The 20,120-nt window shown below is 49.2% G+C and carries 13 protein-coding genes; 11 read left to right on the plus strand and 2 right to left on the minus strand.

Translation table 11 applies throughout. The features are described from left to right. Positions 1 to 2: 2 nt before the first annotated feature. Positions 3 to 1,586 carry a bacillithiol biosynthesis cysteine-adding enzyme BshC gene (bshC, locus tag IPF95_15970; protein MBK6476181.1) on the minus strand — a complete coding sequence of 528 codons (1,584 nt, stop codon included), beginning with the start codon at positions 1,584 to 1,586 and terminating at the stop codon, positions 3 to 5. A 126-nt stretch (positions 1,587 to 1,712) separates the two neighbouring features. On the opposite strand from bshC, the gene IPF95_15975 reads away from it, so the two are divergent. Both IPF95_15975 and IPF95_15980 read left to right on the plus strand, forming a co-directional pair. Further along, positions 1,713 to 5,156, plus strand: a complete 3,444-nt coding sequence (locus IPF95_15975; GenBank protein MBK6476182.1) for a T9SS type A sorting domain-containing protein — start codon at positions 1,713 to 1,715, stop codon at positions 5,154 to 5,156. Between the two features lie 116 nt (positions 5,157 to 5,272). After that, positions 5,273 to 6,841, plus strand: coding sequence for a peptidase C1 (locus tag IPF95_15980; GenBank protein ID MBK6476183.1), 1,569 nt, complete (start codon positions 5,273 to 5,275; stop codon positions 6,839 to 6,841). 53 nt (positions 6,842 to 6,894) lie between these two features. On the opposite strand, the gene IPF95_15985 is transcribed toward IPF95_15980, so the two are convergent. Continuing rightward, positions 6,895 to 7,797 carry a TraB/GumN family protein gene (locus IPF95_15985; protein MBK6476184.1) on the minus strand — a complete coding sequence of 301 codons (903 nt, stop codon included), beginning with the start codon at positions 7,795 to 7,797 and terminating at the stop codon, positions 6,895 to 6,897. Between IPF95_15985 and IPF95_15990 the strand changes: the two genes are divergently transcribed. The 9 genes from IPF95_15990 (at position 7,796) to IPF95_16030 (ending at position 20,108) form a co-directional block, all read left to right on the plus strand. Further along, positions 7,796 to 7,966 (plus strand): hypothetical protein, encoded by a 171-nt coding sequence (locus tag IPF95_15990; protein ID MBK6476185.1) that lies wholly within the window; start codon positions 7,796 to 7,798, stop codon positions 7,964 to 7,966. The two genes, IPF95_15985 and IPF95_15990, sit on opposite strands and share 2 nt — an antisense overlap. Positions 7,967 to 8,225: 259 nt before the next feature. Next, the gene (locus IPF95_15995) at positions 8,226 to 9,665 is read left to right on the plus strand and encodes an MBOAT family protein (GenBank protein ID MBK6476186.1); all 1,440 of its coding nucleotides are present in this window, start codon (positions 8,226 to 8,228) and stop codon (positions 9,663 to 9,665) included. After that, positions 9,665 to 10,630: a hypothetical protein gene (locus IPF95_16000; protein ID MBK6476187.1), complete on the plus strand. Its 966-nt coding sequence runs from the start codon at positions 9,665 to 9,667 to the stop codon at positions 10,628 to 10,630. The genes IPF95_15995 and IPF95_16000 overlap by 1 nt, the downstream gene beginning before the upstream one ends. A gap of 144 nt (positions 10,631 to 10,774) precedes the next feature. Next, on the plus strand, positions 10,775 to 12,262 hold the full coding sequence (locus IPF95_16005; GenBank protein MBK6476188.1) for an AMP-binding protein: 1,488 nt from the start codon (positions 10,775 to 10,777) through the stop codon (positions 12,260 to 12,262). Further along, positions 12,259 to 12,918 carry a GNAT family N-acetyltransferase gene (locus IPF95_16010; GenBank protein MBK6476189.1) on the plus strand — a complete coding sequence of 220 codons (660 nt, stop codon included), beginning with the start codon at positions 12,259 to 12,261 and terminating at the stop codon, positions 12,916 to 12,918. Before IPF95_16005 ends, IPF95_16010 begins: the two co-directional genes overlap by 4 nt. Before the next feature lie 10 nt (positions 12,919 to 12,928). After that, positions 12,929 to 13,171, plus strand: a complete 243-nt coding sequence (locus tag IPF95_16015) for an acyl carrier protein (protein ID MBK6476190.1) — start codon at positions 12,929 to 12,931, stop codon at positions 13,169 to 13,171. A 10-nt stretch (positions 13,172 to 13,181) separates the two neighbouring features. Beyond that, positions 13,182 to 14,621, plus strand: coding sequence for an MBOAT family protein (locus IPF95_16020; GenBank protein MBK6476191.1), 1,440 nt, complete (start codon positions 13,182 to 13,184; stop codon positions 14,619 to 14,621). Positions 14,622 to 14,704: 83 nt separating this feature from the next. After that, positions 14,705 to 15,658, plus strand: a complete 954-nt coding sequence (locus IPF95_16025) for a hypothetical protein (GenBank protein MBK6476192.1) — start codon at positions 14,705 to 14,707, stop codon at positions 15,656 to 15,658. A gap of 388 nt (positions 15,659 to 16,046) precedes the next feature. After that, positions 16,047 to 20,108: an SBBP repeat-containing protein gene (locus IPF95_16030; protein MBK6476193.1), complete on the plus strand. Its 4,062-nt coding sequence runs from the start codon at positions 16,047 to 16,049 to the stop codon at positions 20,106 to 20,108. Positions 20,109 to 20,120 lie beyond the last annotated feature (12 nt).

A 20,120-nucleotide genomic window follows, 5' to 3' on the forward strand; every position in this document is an offset into this window, starting at 1 on the left:
CCCTACTCTTCGATCACCGCGAACTGGTGCACAAGCGGATCCAATTGCATGAGCAACACATCGATGTAGCCCATGCCGTACATCGCCAATAGCGGCAGGATATTATCCCGGCGTTCTTGCAACCCCCCTCCCGGAAATACAGCTTCTTGAATTCGTGCCAAGCGATCTAACGGAATGGCTTGGTTCTGTTTCGCAGCACGCACCAATCCTTTTCCGATCCTGTCCAGACCGAATAACGCGGAAGCACGGCGTGCTTCCACTGCGCCCTTCAACGTGCTATCCGCGGCTTCTGCTCGCTTTAGAAGGTCATTGTAAAAAGCATTCAACAGTTCGCGTTCCGGATCCAGATCGGTATCAAGGTCACCAAGGCTTTTTGCGACTACTTCACGCAGTTCTTCTTGGGGCTTAAAAAGGTCAGCTACATCCAAGCCAAGCTCCTTCCATTGCCGCACATGTTTCTCTGAAATGAAAGCTGCACTCGTCCGCAGGAACAGTGCTGGCATCGGGACTTGGAGTGCTTGGAACACCCACTTCAATTGGAACCAGTAAGCGAGTTCACCTCCACCGCCTACGTACGCGACGTTCGGTAAGATGGTTTCCTGATAGATCGGTCTTAAGACAACGTTGGGCGAGAACCGTTCCGGGTGTTGTTCCAGCTCGTTGAGCAACTCATCCAAAGAGAACGATGGTCCATTGTTCAATACCTGATAGCGATCACCTTGCCGCTCTATTCTGGAACGATCACCGGTTCTCAGGTAGAACAAATTGATCTCACGTGCATGTGCTTGAGCTCCGTAATTCTTGGCCAATTTCTCATTGGCATAACTAACAGCACGTTGCGCTACTTGGTTGAGCAGCTCCTCTTGCATTGCAGGTATGAACAGGCGTTTCAGGTCGCGATCATCCGCATCCAAACAAACCACACCGAGATGCCCGAACAGACCATTCACGAACAAACGTGTTGCCTGAGCTAGTGTATACTCGGGACGATAAGATGACCTTAAGAGAGCTGCTATTTCAGCCGCATGTGGCCCTTGTCCGATCAACTGAATGCATTCATCAACGACCGCATCAATGCCTGTCAATGGCAACGGACCTACTGCTCCACTGATCTCCCCTGGCCATTGAACTTTAACTCCGTTGATCCATGCATGATCGATCTCAGGCCGATCATGATCTTCAGTCGCCATCCAGAACACAGGTATGACGGGTTTTCCGCGTTCATCTGAAAGTTTCTTGGCAAGCCTCACACTATTCAGGATCTTGAAGGGCACATACAACGGACCGGTGAACAAACAAAGCTGGTGACCAGTGGTCAGTGTTAAGCAATCATCCTGTGCAAGTGCAATTAGGCTCTCGCTCACTTTTTCATGTATCGGAATGCCAGCATATTGCTTCCGAAGGACTTCACATAGAACCTCCCTATTGATAGCCGGGAATTTTCTATCTCGAGCAGCGGTCAATAAACCCGCCAACGTTGGCGGGAAATTGTACAGCTCATCCAACGCCTTCTCTTTTGACAGGTAATCCAATACCAACGGCGAGAACCGTTGGGTATCAGCATAGCGAATATGGTTCACAGGCATTGGCGCAAATGTACCTCCCTGCCGGCGTTCAGTTCGGAATCCGTGTTAGGGCTCTAAGGGTGATCTTGGATTACTCCGGACAAAGCACATACCGAACTTATATTGACCTCCCAACGACGCCCCCATATGAGAAAGACCCTTACCCTACTGATCGTGATCTTGTTGAATGCCCCATTGCTGTTGGCTCAGGACGATACCATTCGCGTTCAAACGCTTACATACGACTCAATAACCACGCGCCGTGGTTGGTGGGTTTTCCCCGATGAGAGCCATACGTTCAGAAAGGTATTGATGCACCATACGTTGAAATGTGACCCACAGACCACGCAAGATGGATTCCCGTGTGGGGAATGGGATTATTTGACACACAGTGAGGTCTATGAACATACGGGAGTACTGGACTCAACAGCGCTGCAACACCCATATTTCCTGGTAGGCACGCAAGCGCCTGATAGCGTAGATCAAATTCCTTCATTGGGGCATGATCAGTATCAGCAATGGCAGCAGACACCGACACTGTTATCAGGGTCCACGGAAACCTTGGCTACCATAGGCGATGGTGTAATTGCCGATGACGCGATCTTTCACGCAACACTTGGCGTAACGCGATCCCAAAGCATTTATCCGGTTAATAAATTGGAGCTTGCCGGTCTTAGTGCAGGCCAGCCCATTCACCAATTGCGTTTACCACTAACGGATGCAAGCGGAAGGTTCCGTATAAAGGTGAGGATGAAGAACAATGGCACTGCAGGCCTCACGGATACGTTCGTGGATACCGCTTTCACCACTGTATATGAAGCAAACACCGAACTGGTGAACGACCTAAGGCTGACACTACACTCCCCGTTCGTTTGGGATGGTGTGCAGGATATTTTGGTCGATATGATCGTTGAGCAACTGGATGAAGGCTCGTACGCCGCCATAAGCTCAACATGGGAGGAGGAAACCACCAAACAGCTACAACATTGGGGCAAAGACGGCTATGTGGAATTGAAGAACGATCATCTAGCCATGGATCCCGCACCAATGGCGCAACTGGGCGATGCGATCACCATTACATTCAAGGCATTCGGGGCACCTGAGCTACCGATGAATACGACCATGCTTGAGGCATTGGATGCGACCGGAACGCGGATATTGAACATCCATTTACCGTGGAGCGATGGACACATGTACTGGGATGCCGGCAATGATGGAAGCGGAACGGACCGGATCGAGAAACTGGCACCAGCGGCAAACATTGGTGGCCAATGGAATACGTGGGCTTTTGTAAAAAATGCAGCCACCGGTTCCATGAAGATCTACCTCAATGGTCAATTGTGGCATACCGGAACCGGTAAAACGAAGCCGCTTACGGGCATTACCCAAGTGCGTATCGGCGCTGGCGTGAATGGCGATTACCCTTACACTGGTGCTTTGGACGACCTGAATATTTTCAAAACCGAAGTAAGTGCAGCGACCATTGCCACATGGCATGATAGCATGATGAGCTTCTCTCATCCGAACTACGCGGACCTTGTATATTCCTATAACTTTTCTGAAGTACCGAGTGCCACTACTGCCTTAGGTATTCCCGGTTTACCAGATGCGCAACTCATGGGTACCGTTCGCCGGAACAGACGAATGATAGATGAAATGGTCTTCAGTGCCCAAACGACCTCGATCCGCCCGAACATCACCTTCGTTCAAGGCGATCAGACAGTGGTACAGGACAGCACCTTGGCCAGCATTCCGCGCCCGGGTTCGCTCCTTTCCATAGTGGAGCATGCGGTACAGGGCAATGCCGTAGTGCCAACGGATACCATTTACGGTTTTCTGGGCGAATGGAACTACACCTATGCTCCGGACCACTCGATCGTGGACAGCGTTTACACCACGGGAGCGATCCATTACAACGACACTTTGAACTACTTCGGTGAGCCGTTCGAAGTGCTGAACAGATTTGAGATCGGTCGTTTCATTACGCCATACGGGATCAATTTGAGCTTAGGGCCGCAAGGGTTCCGATGGACCTATGATGTAACGGATTACCAATGGCTCTTGCACGATAGTGTGGAGTTGAGCTCCGGTAATCAGCAGGAATTGATCGATCTTGAATTCGAAATGATCGAAGGAATAGCGCCACGTTCCGTTGTGAACCACCAACGACCATGGGGCCAAATGGGCAGCTATACCTATGCGGATCTGGACAACGATGTGAAGCTTCCGCCGGTAACCGTACAGTTGGATCCGGCAGCAAGTCAATGGAGCTTGCGCACGCGCTTGACAGGTCACGGCCATAACAGCAATACTGGGGACTATCCGCATTGTTGCGAGTGGAAGGACAATACGCACTATGTAAAAGTGAACGGAGCACAAGTTGATCAATGGCACATTTGGCAGACCAATGATTGTGCGTTGAACCCAGTGTATCCGCAGGGAGGAACGTGGCTTGGAAGTAGAGAAGGATGGTGCCCAGGGGATGTGGTGAAGGACCACACGGTGGAACTGACCTCGGTATTATCCGGCGGAAGTGTTGACTTGGACTATGACATAACACCCGTACCGGGAAGTAATGTCGGCATGGGTGGGGGGAATTATGTGATCAACATGGATCTGCTCGAATTCAGTGCACCATCATTTGCATTGGATGCGGAGATACTTGATGTGCAACGTCCAAGTGATGCGGACTATCGCCGAAGGGATAACCCGATCTGTTACGATCCGTTGGTGGAACTCAGGAACGCGGGAGGAACTGACCTCACTGAAGTAACATTCACATACAGCGTTAGCGGAGGCACACCACTCACGTACACCTGGAACGGTAATTTGAAGCACATGCAGACCGCATTGGTTTCACTACCTGTTGTGAATGCCTCGTTCTGGAATGGTGATAACGAGCATGTATTCACGGCTACCGTGAGTACACCGAATGGAGGAAGCGATATGTATTCGGCCAATGACAGCTACAATACCACATTCGCTCTTCCTTCTGTTTACACCACCGATGTGCTCTTGCATTACAAGACCAACAACCGACCTTCGGAGAATACCGTAACGGTAAGGGATATCACAGGTACTGTAGTATTCAACCGTAGCGCACACGTGGCGAACACGGTCTACATCGACACATTGAATTTGGCTGATGGTTGCTATACCGTAGAAGTATTGGATACCGGTAACGATGGTCTGTCATACTGGGCTGATACCGATGCTGGAACGGGATACTTCCGTTTGAAAAAGCCTAACGGGGCAACGTTACAGACCTTTCAGTCCGAGTTCGGCAGGAAGCTCCATTGGCCATTCACTGTCGCAACAGGTGTTGGGATAGATGAAGATACCAAGGCAATACAACTAAGCGCCTTTCCGAACCCAAGCCATGGCCATTTTTCGATCGACCTCGGCGATGAGCAGGGATCGGCACAATACGTTGTTCTGAATGCGTTGGGCAAGGAGGTGGAGAACGGTTCACTTACGCTTAATGGCAACGGTCTACACGATATCGACCTAAGTCACCTCGCCGATGGCATTTATCAGTTCCGTGTTTCGACCGAATCCGGAACAGGTACGCTTAGGCTAATGAAGCAGTAATATCAAGCTAGTTAACAACACGCTTACATTCGCGATCCAATCATGCGATAAGGTCACTGAACAGCTTGCATCGATCTATTCTGACTTTCTTTTGATCCCAACAACACACTACTACCATGCCGATAAGAATGGTGCCCGACGAAGGGCAGAATGGATCCAATAGATCGTCCACGCCACGTAGATCCACGAATGCCGGAGGCGGCGGAATAGGTGGAGGACTCGGAAGTTTATTACCTATGATCCTAGGATTTCTGATCAAGAAACCGAAGCTATTGCTTGTCGTCATTGCGCTGGCGTTGTTGTATTGGTTCACCATTGGCAAGAACAGTGGCGGAAACGATATGATCAGCCAATTGGCTGGCTTCACGACCGGAGCCAAATTCGACCCCAAACTGTATGACAAAGCCGAGGTTTACGAGCCGTTGGCGGATAACGTAAAGAACCCACTTCCGGAACGTGCCTCACTGGAAGCCTTCTGCCCACCGCGCATGAACCAAGGGCAACAAGGCAGTTGTGTGGCTTGGGCCAGTGCTTACGCCGCTCGAACGATCGTACAGGCCAAAGCGACGAATGCCGATCCAAAGTCTTCGGCCTTCAGCCCCAGCTATTTGTACAATCAGATCAAGATCGACAATAGCGATTGCCAAGGCTCGTACATCTTCCGTGCGATGGATACCATGCTGAAAGGCGGGGCACTTCCATTCAGCAAGTTCGGCTACACGGACCAGAATTGCAGCAAGCAACCTACGGCCGAAGAAAAGCAGCAGGCACTTCCCTATCGGATCAAAGGATTCCAGCGGTTAACGCTTGGTGCGGACGAGCAGCGCACGGACATGTTGGCCATGAAACAGCAACTTTCACAAGGCTCTCCGATCGTGATCGGCATGATGGTCGGTGGCACGTTCATGCGCGGTATGGAAGGACAGGATGTTTGGATCCCGACCGATGCGGACTACGAGCAGCGCGGCTTCGGTGGACATGCCATGTGTGTTGTAGGGTATGATGATTACAAATTCGGGGATACCGGCGGGTTCCAGATCATGAACAGCTGGGGCCCCGAATGGGGCAACAACGGTCTGGCATGGCTACCCTACCCGGTTTTCGACTATTTCGCCAAAGAAGCATACGCGGTTTATCCACAAGGTGAGGGAGTCGATGAAAAGCCAACTGTGATGGACATCCAGTTCGGATTCATTGACAATGCCACCAAGAAGAACATACCCTTGCGGAATATCGGAGGCAATGTATTCCGGAGCACAACGCCCATTGCAAAAGGGGCTGAGTTCAAGATCGAGGTGACCAACAATGCGGAGTGTTACACGTACGTCTTCGGCCAAGAGGTCGATGGCCGCACCTATGTACTTTTCCCTTACACACCAAAGCATTCTCCGTATTGCGGGATCACCGGCACGCGCTTATTCCCAAATGACTACAGTCTGAAGGCCGATGATGAAGGCACGGTGGATGTGATGGCGATATTGATCACCAACCAACCCTTCGATTATCCGAAATTGAACGAAGCCATGCTTGCGAGCACAGCACAAGGCCTGGATGCTAAATTGAATGAGGTCCTCGGCTCGGAATTGGCAATGGATGTGCGCTATACCGATGGGCAGACCATTGGTGCAAGCAGCAGCGCTGGAAAGAATGCCTTAGCCATCGTTCTGGAATTGGAAAAAAAGTAGGCCAGCACTTCGTTGGATGTGCCCCTTCGATGCGACAGCTCCGGTGAACCGGATCACTTTTCCTGTAGTTCAATTTCGCGTTGCTTCGTAGCAACTGCGATCACCGGATCCACGGTGTACCCACGTTCGCGCATGCCTTGTATCAATCCGGTAGTGCCCGGCAAATGAGCTGCACCAATGAGGAAAAAGCACGTTGTATCAAGTTGGACCAAGCTATCCATGCGATGCACCATGCGCAGATTCCTATCGGTTATCAGCTCTTTCTCGAAGTTAGCGGAGATCCCCTTTGGACCTTCTGCAAGCTTCATTAATGCATTCAGATCCTGATCAGCATAGGCTTGCAGCATTTCTTCCTGCTCATTTTCTACATCCTTTTTCTTACAATGATCCAAGAGCATTTGAGCCTGTTCCGTCAGCGGGATCGCATCCAGCGCCCTCAATTGTTCATCCATGGTCTCAAGTCCTCCGATGCGCTGCCCATTAGCCGTAGCAATGGATAGTAGATGCTGATCCAATAGCTCAGATTGCTCTCCCTCCATGGCACCCTCATTCAGCAGCATCAGCACGAAAATGGGTTTCATCCGTTGGCCCATGGCAGCAAGGAGTCCCATATGCTGATCCATTTCCACCTTCACCAGCTCCCATTCCTTCTTTTTGAAAAGGTCCTCCAAGCGCTTATCGTCCGGCAACCGCATTGCGGCCGCTAAGCCCAAGGCATTGCGCTGTTCAGCCTTCAGGTCCAACTCGCCAAAGACCGTATTACAGCTTGCCATAGCAGGCAATACGCTATCCGTGAACTGGAATGCGCGATCGTTCTTGGTATGGAACGTACCGTAGAGGTAACTGGCGCTGCCACCATTGGCCGGAACGATCCGCCATAAAAGTGTATTGGCGAGTTCCTGTGCCTGAGCGCAAAAGGCCACAAGCACTACGAGCACTAAAAAAGAGATCCGCATGCACCGAAAGTATACCAGAACCGGACTAATTGGGTGGTCTTACCACGGCACACGGGCCAAAGCGAAGGATACGATGGCCAACAGCGCAAAAGCAACCATGCTTGCGCGGATGATAAGTGATCGGTCTTTGGGTTGTGTACGTTCCATTATCGGAGATCGTGTAGAGTAACCTATTGACGGAGAAGAGTAAAAAGGTTGCCTTGGAAGACACATTATTTTGTGATCGGTCCGGTCAATTTCGCTCAAGATCCGCGGTGGATCCGCCGAAAGTTGAAATGCCTTCGACAGATGGATAAAAGCAAATTGGCACTTTCCCTACCCTTGCACCGTTGGTGAGCCTCTAAATTCAACTCAATATGGATGCTCAATTCGGGCCTATGTCCGTATTAAGCACATCTTTGCCGAACTCAGCCATTGTCTGCGGCTAAATGCTGTTCAATTCCATAGACTTTGCGGTATTTCTGCCGCTCATCTTTCTCCTCTATTGGTGGGTGGGTGGAAAAAGCCTGCAACGCCGGAATGTGATCCTGTTGGTCGCGAGCTACGTGTTCTACGGGTGGTGGGATCCACGGTTTCTGGTACTCATCGCCTTCAGTACGTTGGTGGATTATTTCGTGGGCATTGGCTTGGATCAGACCATGGATCCACGTCGCCGCAAGTACCTGCTCTGGACCAGCCTTGCCATTAATCTTGGTCTGCTCGGTTACTTCAAGTACACCAATTTCTTTCTGGAAAGTTTTGTTGATGCGTTCAGTCTGTTCGGTGCCGATTTCCACATCTCACGGCTCAATATCATCTTGCCCGTTGGCATTAGCTTCTACACTTTCCAAACACTTAGCTACAGCATCGATGTATACAAGCGGAAGTTGCAACCCACACGGGATATCATCGCTTTCAGCACCTACGTAAGCTTCTTTCCGCAGCTTGTTGCGGGTCCCATAGAGCGCGCTACCAATCTGTTACCGCAGTTCAAGGAACTGCGCACATTCAATTTCGCGCGGGCCATTGATGGCTCCCGTCAAATGCTTTGGGGTTTCTTCAAGAAAATGGTGATCGCGGACAATTGTGCGGTAGAGGTCGATCACATTTTTTCGAATTACACCGACTGTAGTGGTGCAACCTTATTGCTCGGGATCTTTTGGTTCGCCATGCAGCTATACGGTGATTTCAGTGGGTATAGCGATATCGCCATCGGCTGTGCCCGGTTATTCGGTTTCGACCTCATGAAGAACTTTGCGTTCCCTTACTTTTCAAGGGACATTGCTGAATTCTGGCAGCGTTGGCACATCTCGCTCACCACCTGGTTCAGGGACTACATTTTCTTCGCCATGGGCAGCAGTCGCGGGCGAAAGGGAAAGTCTATTCTGGGGATCTTCATCATCTTTCTCGTAAGCGGTCTCTGGCATGGCCCTGCTTGGCATTTCGTGCTGTACGGAGGCATCCATGCTGTATTTCTTTCCTTGCTCTTCCTGCGTCCAAAACGTCCGCGACGCAGTTCCGTTGTTGCAAAAGGAAAGCTCTTCCCTACTCCCAAAGAAGTGTGGTTAATGGGCAGCACGTTCTTCTTGAATTGCATGACGGGGATATTGTTCCGATCACGGGATATGGATCAAGCCATGGGCTATTGGTCGGGCATGGTCGATATGAGCCTATTCGAGATGCCGTTCTACAAATTCGCAGCGCTGCCTTGGCTCGTAGTGTTCTTTATGGCGATGGAATGGTTCGCAAGAGAACACGAACATGCTCTTGAACGCTTCGCGAGCACTTGGCCTCGCCTATTACGTTGGGGCGGCTATGCCACCATCATCGCCATGATCGGCATGTTCATGAATACCGAGGAAACGCCGTTCATCTATTTTCAATTCTGATGAGTACGCAACTAAAATACCTCGGCCAGTTGCTTCTTTTCGGAGGATTTCTACTGTTGACGTACCCGGTCCTGATCTCAGTGGGAAAGACAGCATTGCCCAACACGTACATGCGCAATGTCCCCTATCCTGTTGGGGGCTATGGTCACATGCACACGCGTGTTCGCGAAGCAGCAAATGCAGGTAAGGTGGATATTCTTTTCCTTGGTTCATCCCACGCCTACCGTGGTTTTGATACACGCCTTTGGGCAAAGCAAGGGTTCTCGAGTTTCAACCTCGGCAGCAGTGCTCAGTCACCGATACAGAGCGAGCTTTTGTTGAAAAGCACCATGAAGAACCTCGATCCTGATGTGATCATTATGGAGGTGAATCCTATACTCTTTTCAAGTGACGGTGTTGAATCCGCATTGGACCTTATCGCGAACCGGCCTATCGATCTGGCAACGGTGGGAATGGTAGTTCGTGAAAATCACATCAAGACCACCAATGCGCTGTTCTATGGAACACTTAGACAAACATTGGATTTTGATGATGACCTCATTGAGGCCGCTCAAGAGGATGACGGGCAGTACATCCCTGGAGGTTTCGTAGAACGGATCATAGGACAATACCAACCAGAAGCGGAAGCCGAACAAAAGGAAAATGAGGAATATGTTAGCGAGCAGATCGAAGCGTTCGATCGGATAGTACAATTAGCGCAACGTACGGGCAAAAAGCTCATACTGGTTGAAGCGCCCGTTCCCCACTTCACCTACGCGCACATGCTCGGACCTCAAAGGGAATTTGAACAGTTCATGGCGTCTCGCAGAGCGGTCTTCCTTAACATGAACGACAAGGTGGCCCTAACGGATACGTTGCACTTCACCGATGGCCATCACTTGAACCAAGCCGGAGTGGAGTTATTCAACGCAGCTTTGATCGATACGTTGATCGAGCGTGGATGGCTGGAACAGCGAGATCGGTAAGATCGGATAAATGCATTTCAACAACTCACGGCCAGAGTGTCCATCAGCACTGTTCCAAAGATCAACTAGAACGGAACAGCCTTGTATATTTACGCGGAACCGAACACAGGCATTCTACCGCTAAGCCAAGAGTACATCCGAATAATGTCAACGCCCCGAACCACTCTGTTCCAAAATTTTACGCGTTTCGCTGACAGACCTGCGTTTTACATCGCGGATCGCTCATACAGCTACTTGGAGTTGGAGCAATGCGTTAATGCAGTGCGATCCGCAGTGAAGGGGTCAGTGCCAGAAACTGAGTTGAATGTCGGTATCTATGCTTCGGATCATATTATGACCTATGCGTCCATACTTGCGCTTTGGGCAGAGGGGCGTTCGTATGTGCCATTGGACCCAGGATCCCCTAAGGCTAGGAACATGGCGATCATAGAAAAGGCTGGAATAAGCATAGTTCTATCAGCTGGAGAGCCAAAACCTTTGGATAAGGTCAAAGTAGTACGTACTGATGAATTGACCCTAAATACTGTAGCACGACCACTCGTGTCCATAACACCGGATACGATCGCTTATATCCTATTCACTTCGGGAACCACTGGACAACCGAAAGGTGTACCCATTGATCATAGGGCACTTTCTGCATTCACTGATGCGTTCGATCATTTAGGATATGATTTCGGTCCTGAGGATCGTTGTTTGCAGATGTTCGATCTGACATTTGATCTTTCGGTGATGTCATACATGCTCCCTTTGCTCAAGGGGGCCTGTGTGTACACCATTCCCAAGGATGAACTCAAATACACTTACATCCATAGTTTGTTGGAAGACCATGCGCTTACCGTAGCATTAATGGTGCCTTCCATACTCGGCTATTTAAGACCGTATTTTGATGAGATCGATTGCCCGCAGCCAAAATTGAACTTGTTCTGTGGAGAGGCATTGACCTTGGAAGTGGTGGACGAATGGAGTCGCTGCGTACCTAATGCCACGATCATGAATGTATACGGCCCTACGGAGCATACCATTTTTTGCACGGAATACAGATATGACCGCACGACACCTAACAAGGAGCGCAATGGTGTGCTTTCCATCGGTATACCAATGCACGGAACCTGCGTTGTGTTGCGGGATATGAATGGAACGATAGTCGGTCCGGACGAGCAAGGAGAACTTTGTTTATCCGGAGCGCAGGCTACTAAAGGATATTGGAATGACCCGGATCGCACGAACGAAGCTTTTTTTGATCATGAAGGCATCCGTTATTATCGAACAGGCGACCTATGTGAAGTGGATGCGGACAAGGATATCCTGTACATCGGCCGTACGGACCAACAAGTAAAAATACAAGGCTTTCGGGTTGAATTGGCGGACTTGGAACACCACGCGAGAAAGCAGCTGGAGCGTCAAAATGCAGTTGCCGTTGCTCTAGTGAACCAGTATGGCATCACCGAGCTTGGTCTAGTGGTAGAAGGCCCTGAGGTAGACGCAATTCGATTGGTAATTGCCTTGCGGAACAATTTACCGGAGTACATGCTCCCACGGCATATCATGAATATGGAGGTGTTTCCGTTGAACCAGAATGGGAAGATAGACAGACGCGCGATCCGTGAATTCGTCGTGGCACGAACCACATGAATACCATAGCCATACGAAGTGCGACGCTGTCGGATATCGGGTTCCTAACGGAAGCCATTATCGCCGCAGAGCGAAGCGGTACGGACCGCCCAGGTATCGCTTCACTGCACGGTTTGGAAGAAGAGGATCTGCCAGAACTGATACGTGCCATGTTCGAAGAAGAAGTAGATGGATGTGAACTTTCAGTTAGCAGTTTCCTTATTGCCGAAAGTGATCAAGGTCCGGTGGCGGCTGTTGCTGGCTGGATCGAAGGTGAAATTGACGGGCTATCTTCAGGACTTCTGAGATCCAACTTGATCGGGTATACATTTCCGGCCACTGCAATGGAATCACTTAGGCGCAACGGCCCGGCCGCAGCAGCGTTGAAATTGGATCGCGAACCAGGTACATTACAGATCGAATATGTCTATGTTTCTCCTATGGAAAGAGGAAAACGATTAGCGGCTCAACTGATAGCCGCGCATATTGAAATTGTAAAGACCGGGGAAAGCACGGTACACAAGGTCCAGATCCAAGTGTTCAACAATAACGACCGTGCGCTTTCAGCATACTTGAAAATGGGGTTCAATACGGTACGAGAAGTTCGTTCACAGGACACAAGGACCATGGAACTCTTGCCATTCAACGAGAAATCACTTTTAGAAATGACACTTTGACCCATTGGAAATGGACAGGAATATACTGGTAGATACAATTCGCAAGACCTTGATCGACGTATTGGGACATGATCGTTTCGAAATGCGCGACGACCTCACGGCTCCGGATGTTGAGGGTTGGGACTCACTCACGCACATGTCGATCATAACCGCACTGGAAAAGAGTTTTGGGATCCGGTTCAAATTACGGGAGATCAATCAACTCAGGAACATGGGATCGCTGATCGAGCTGATCTCCAACAAGGTGACCTGATCATTCCTACATGGTATTCTTTTCGTTCGGGTTTCTTGGGTTCTTCGCTGTGGTCCTATTGCTGTACTGGACCATAGCCAAACGATCCGCACTTTATCAGAATGCTGTTCTCCTTGCAGCAAGCATACTTTTTTACGCTTGGCTGGATCTTCGATTCCTCGGACTTTTGGCTATTAGTGCCGCAGCCAATTTCGGCATAGCATTGGCCATTGATAGGGCCGATCGTGATCCGGTCCGTCTTTTTTGGTTCTGGACCGGTATTGCGATCAATATTGGAGCTTTAGGCTTTTTCAAGTACTTCGGCTTTTTCTATGACAGTATGGTCGATCTGCTCGGCCACATGGGCATAACAGCGCATTATTTGGTGTTACGCATTGCGCTACCGCTCGGTATCAGTTTTTACACGTTCCAAATGCTCGGGTACCTGCTGGATGTCAACAACGGTTTGCAAAAAGCCACGAAGGAACCGTTGTCGTTCTTCACGTACGTATTCCACTTTCCCAAAATTTTGGCTGGTCCAGTAGAGCGAGCTCGGATATTCTTGCCGCGTTTGGAAGTGGTAAGGAAGATCAGCACAACCGAGATCTCAGATGCCCTACGACAAATACTTTGGGGACTGTTCGCCAAAATTGTGATCGCCGATAATTGTAGCGTACTTGTAGATCCGATCTATAACAATATTGAGAGCGCCAATGGTAGCACGTTATTACTTGGTGCGTTCCTCTATTTGATCCAATTGTATGCTGACTTCTCAGGATATTCAAACATTGCGATCGGTCTTTCAAAATTATTGGGACTACCACTTCAGATAAATTTCCGAGCACCCATTTTTGCGACCAATGTGGGTGACTTCTGGCGCCGGTGGCACGTTTCATTGACTTCATGGATGATGGACCATGTATTCACTCCACTCAACTTCATACTACGCGCTCAAGGTCGAACGGGGTTGGCCATTTCCATATTTATCACCTTTTTAGCGGTGGGTATCTGGCATGGTGCCAATTGGACCTTCATACTCTTTGGCACGTTACAAGGGCTGTTCTTCATCCCATTGGTGATCCGTGGTAATGTTACCAGCCAACCATCGAATGCGAAGGGGTCGGTATTTCAGCTTTCGCGCCTTTTTTCCATATCCGCTACATTCTTACTTATGTCAATGTCCTTCATCCTAATGCGCGCACCGGATCTTGGCAGCGCGGTGGATTATTGGCTAGGCATATTGGACCCAAGTATTTTGGCCCGGCCAACCCTGATCATGAATGCAACACCTTTCCTGGTTTCCTTTTTTCTGGTCATTGAATGGTGGGGGCGAGAAGATGGATATGCATTGGCGAGATCCACCTCCATCGGTCCGATGTTCCTGCGATGGTCATTATTTGCATTCCTGGTATTCTTGATCGGTATGTACATGACCAACAATGCCGATGCGTTCATTTATCTTCAATTCTAGTTATACGCCAGCCGTACCTATCCCTACGATCCATTCAAATTCATTCCATTGGTTGAATTTGCTGCTCAGCTGACCTCCACAAAATGCCTAAGCAAAATTACACGGTCCGTCTATTGATCTTCATGATCTTTTGTGCATTTATGTATGGTGTACTTCTCGTGGTTTGGGCTGCAATTTTACCGGCCAAATTCGCAGGGAACGTAAAACACCCTTTGGGTGGTGGTGGTCATTTACATACGCGACTTGCTGAAGTTCAGGATCACGCGCCTGTGGACATACTGTTCTTAGGGTCATCACTGGCCTACCGTGGTTTCGATACCAGGATCTGGAAGGAACGAGGCTACACCGCTTTCAACTTGGGGTCTAGTGCCCAAAGCCCTGTCCAGACCGAGCAATTGGTGAAGGAATTCGTTGATCAATTACAACCTCAAGTCGTAATTATGGAAGTCTATTCCATTCTAAGTACTTCGGATGGAGTTGAATCTTCGCTCTCGATGATCGCCAATCACAAGTTGGATGCAGGTCTTCTTGAAATGGCCGGTCGTGTTGGAAATATTTTGACGTTCAACACCTTGATCTACGCATCTTGCAGAAAACTCTTGGGGGTCGATAAGAATTTCAAGGAACCTTTATATGAAGCCCCTGATCGTTACATACCGGGTGGTTTTGTTGAGCATGATAGCGCTGAGTTCAGGGACAAGGGCAACTCCAATTCGGTCCGCAAAGAGCCGATCGCTTTTCAATGGGATGCGTTCCTACGAACCTGTGCTCTGTTAAAGGCTAAGAATTGTCGCATCATATTCATTGTAACACCCACCACATCAGCCAACCAGAATATGATGCTCGCGAACCCTACCGAAACGGATAATTGGTTCAGGTCCCAACCGAACTATTTGGATATGAACGGCAAAGTTCTGTTGAACGACAGTACGGATTTTTTCGACTCCAAGCATCTACAACAGGGTGCGGTGTTCAAGTTCAATAACGCCTTGATAGATACACTGATCGATCGGAATTGGCTTCCTGTTCGGGACTAGGCACCTTGTTACTGTATCTGCTGTAACACAACACGCGTTATTCTCTTTCACCAAATTCTGGAGCAGGATGAGTTGGAACCTAAAGGTCCCACGATGAACTGTAGAGCCTTGCTGGATAGCAACCCTCGTAATATCCTTCAGTCACTCGTGAGACTCGCTCCAAAAGCCATGACACATTGTTTTTCGGGCTGGATGTGGTTTTACGGAACTAACGTATCAGCGTTAGTAGGCTTCTATCACTGAACCCCAATAAGTTCGATCAACTTACCACCGACCCAGTCCAATTGAATTAGCACTATTCACAATGCTGCGTTAGTAAAAAAATTCAAATGCTATTATTTCATTTCCCTTTCCTACATTGTTCCGCACATTTAAACCTCTCCATGTCATGAATACCTCCCGTTTGGCACTTGCAACCCTTGCATATTCGTTGACCATTTATTCCCAAGCACAGACCTTCGAATGGGGAAAGCAGATCGGCGGATCGAACTATGACTATGCCACAGCCATTGCGGTTGATGGATCGGACAATGTTTATTCCACCGGTCAATTCCAATCCACTGCAGATTTCGATCCAGGACCTGGGGTTTACGATCTTACCACCACGACAGCTTATCAAGTATTCGTCAGTAAACTGGATGCTCAGGGCGATTTCGTTTGGGCTGTAGAGCTTGGAGGCCCCCAAAGTGACTATCCAAATGATATTGCCACAGATCCTTCTGAAAATGTGGTGGTATGTGGCACGTTCAATGTCACGGCTGACATGGATCCAGGGCCAAGTACGTACAACTTGACATCCGTTGGCAGTTCTGATGTGTTCGTATGCAAACTGGATCCCGATGGAAATTTTATTTGGGCAGTTAGTGTGGGTAGCATCAGTTACGACTATCCAGCATCTCTGGATGTTGACGTGTATGGCAACATCTACTTGACCGGAGTGTTTAGAGACACCGTTGATTTCGACCCGGGGCCAGGTGTGCAACAGCGTATTGCTAATGGCTATGATGGTTTCTTGCTCCAACTACTCCCGGACGGGTCATTTGCGGATGTATGGATATTTGGTGGTTCAGGGGATGTGTCACCAAATTGTGTTGAGGTGGATGACGCAGGCAACAAATACGTGACAGGTTCTTATAATGGTGTTGTTGATCTTGACCCAGGACCGGCCGTACTGAACGGGACACAAAATGTAGAAATAGGCGCTCTGTTTATAAGCAAGCTGGATCCAAATGGAGACCTGCTTTGGGCCAATGCCGGGGACGATCAAATTCAAGCATATGGACACTCCATCGCTGTGGATGACTTCGGGAATGTTTACGTTGCAGGTCAATTCTATGGCACGGTCGACTTCGATGCGGGTCCTGCAAGTTTCGTATTGATCGCAGAATACGGGTATAATATGTTCCTCACCAAACTAGGACCAACGGGTGTGCATCAATGGACTCGCGACCGTGGTGAACTAGATGCCGATCATTCGGGCAATAGTATAGACGTGGATCTACAAAACAACGCTTACATCTATGATGTGATCACCAGATACAATGGTGGTGCATTCCAATCAATTGCTCAACAAGAGAGACAAGGGCAACAACCCAACTATTTATCTATCCAGAAATGGAACCCATCCGGTACGCTTGAATTCGACTATGAGCTTGGGCCCAGTGCTCAAGGGTCCCGAGATTCGCCTCATGCCCTATTCGTCACTTCCGATGGTAATATTCATGCGGCGGCCAATTTTACATATGAGACACTGGATGTCGATCCCGGTCCTGGAGTAAGCGAACTTACCCCATTCGGCAATCTGGACGTGTTGATCCACAAAATGTCCCAATGCCCGACGACTTTTAATTCAATAACCGCCAGCGCCTGCGAGGCCTACACCGTACCAAGCGGAGATGAAACGTACACTATCAGTGGGACCATTCAAGATACACTGGTGAATGCCTGCGGTGGTGACAGTATCCTTACCATTGACCTTACCATAAACTACAACACCGTTGGTAGTGAGACCATGACCGCATGCGATAGCATGACCTGGGCCGCGAATGGTGTAACGTACACGACCAGCGGTACGTATTTTTCAATGTTGATCAACGCTGCAGGATGTGATTCGCTGGCCACACTCGACCTCACAGTCAATTACAGTTCCACCAGCACGGATACTCAAATAGCCTGCGATAGCTTCCTTTGGGATGTTGATGGTAACACCTATGATACCAGTGGTAGTTACACCGCTCTTCTTACCAATGCTGCAGGATGTGATTCCACCATCACACTAGACCTTACCGTAAACTACAGTACCACAAGCACGGATGTTCAGGAAGCATGCGATAGTTTCTTCTGGGATGAAGACGGTAACACCTATGATACCAGTGGTAATTACACCGCTCTTCTTACCAATGCTGCAGGATGTGATTCTACCATTACACTAGACCTGACCATCAATAACAGCAACACCAGTGCTGATGTTCAAGTAGCATGTGATAGTTTCCTATGGGATGTGGATGGTAACACCTACGATACCAGCGGTAGTTACACAGCTATTCTCACTAATACCGCAGGATGCGATTCTACCATCACGCTCGACCTGACCGTCAATTACAGTACCGCAAGCACGGATGTAGAAGTGGCATGCGAAAGCTTCTTCTGGGATGAAGATGGGAACACCTATGATACCAGTGGAAGTTACACCGCTATGCTGACCAATGCCGCAGGGTGCGATTCTACCGTCACACTTGACCTGACCATCAATAACAGCAACACCAGTGCTGATGTTCAAGTAGCATGCGATAGTTTCTTCTGGGATGCAGATGGTAACACCTATGATACCAGTGGTAGCTATACCACTATTTTGACCAACGCCGCAGGGTGTGATTCTACCATTACACTAGACCTGACCATCAATAACAGCAACGCCAGTGCTGATGTTCAAGAAGCATGCGATAGTTTCTTCTGGGATGCGGATGGTAACACCTATGATACCAGTGGTAGTTACACCGCTATACTGACCAATGCCGCAGGGTGTGATTCTACCATTACACTAGACCTGACCATCAATAACAGCAACGCCAGTGCTGATATTCAAGAAGCATGCGATAGTTTCTTCTGGGATGCGGATGGTAACAACTATGATACCAGTGGTAGCTATACCACTATTTTGACCAACGCCGCAGGATGCGATTCTACCATCACGCTTGACCTGACCATCAATAACAGCAACACCAGTGCTGATGTTCAAGTAGCATGTGATAGTTTCTTCTGGGATGCGGATGGTAACACCTATGATAGCAGCGGTAGTTACACCGCTCTTCTTACCAATGCCGCAGGGTGCGATTCTATCATCACACTCGACCTTACCGTCAATTACAGTACCGCAAGCACCGTTGTAGAAGTGGCATGCGATAGCTTCCTTTGGGATGTGGATGGCAACACCTATGATACCACTGGTAGTTATACGGCTGTCCTGACCAATGCCGTAGGGTGCGATTCCACCATCACGCTGGACCTTACCGTCAATAGCAATATCACCAGTGTAGATGTTCAAGTAGCATGCGATAGCTTCTTCTGGGATGCGGATGGGAACACCTATGATACCGATGGAAGTTATACGGCTATTTTGACCAACGCAGCTGGGTGTGATTCTACTGTTACGCTTGACCTTACTGTTAATAGCAGCTCCACGGGTGCACAGGTGGAAGTGGCATGCGATAGCTTCCTTTGGGATGCGGATGGTAACACCTATGATAACAGCGGTAGTTACACTGCTATTCTTACCAATGCTGCAGGGTGCGATTCTACTATCACCCTGGACCTCTCCATTCTGAACAGTTCTGCAAGCTCAACTTCGGTTAATACCTGCACTGATTACTTCTGGGATGCAGATGGTAATACCTATGATAGCAGCGGAACCTATAGCGCAGTGTTCATCAACGCAGTGGGTTGTGACTCTACTGCCACACTTCTCCTCACGGTGGATACAGTGGATGTAACAGTGATCACTATTGCGGATACTGCGTTCACCGCTAGTGCTACCAATGCCGTGTTCCAATGGCTCGATTGTGATAATAATAATGAGCCGATCCCCGGAGCCACTTCAGCGGACTTCGCTCCTACGAACGCTGGCAGTTATGCCGTTGAAGTCACCCAGAATGGTTGTACGGACACCTCCGCTTGTTCCATCTCAACGGTAGGGATCGATTATCTGAACAACGCAGCAAATGTTGTGGTATTTCCCAATCCGACAGATGGCCAATTGAACATTGTGTTCGGGAAAGTGCAGGCAAATGTGTTCATCACTGTACATGCTATGGATGGTAGACAAGTAGCAGCGTTCAAGGAAAAGCAGACTGACCGTATCGTTACAGAACTTGATGTAGCGCAGGGAAATTACCTTATCCATGTATTCACGGAGGGCGCACCACCGGCGGTCTTCAAGGTCTTGGTGCAATGATCTGATGCTTTC

It is taken from the genome of Flavobacteriales bacterium (genome assembly GCA_016704485.1).
Classification (GTDB): domain Bacteria; phylum Bacteroidota; class Bacteroidia; order Flavobacteriales_F; family PHOS-HE28; genus PHOS-HE28.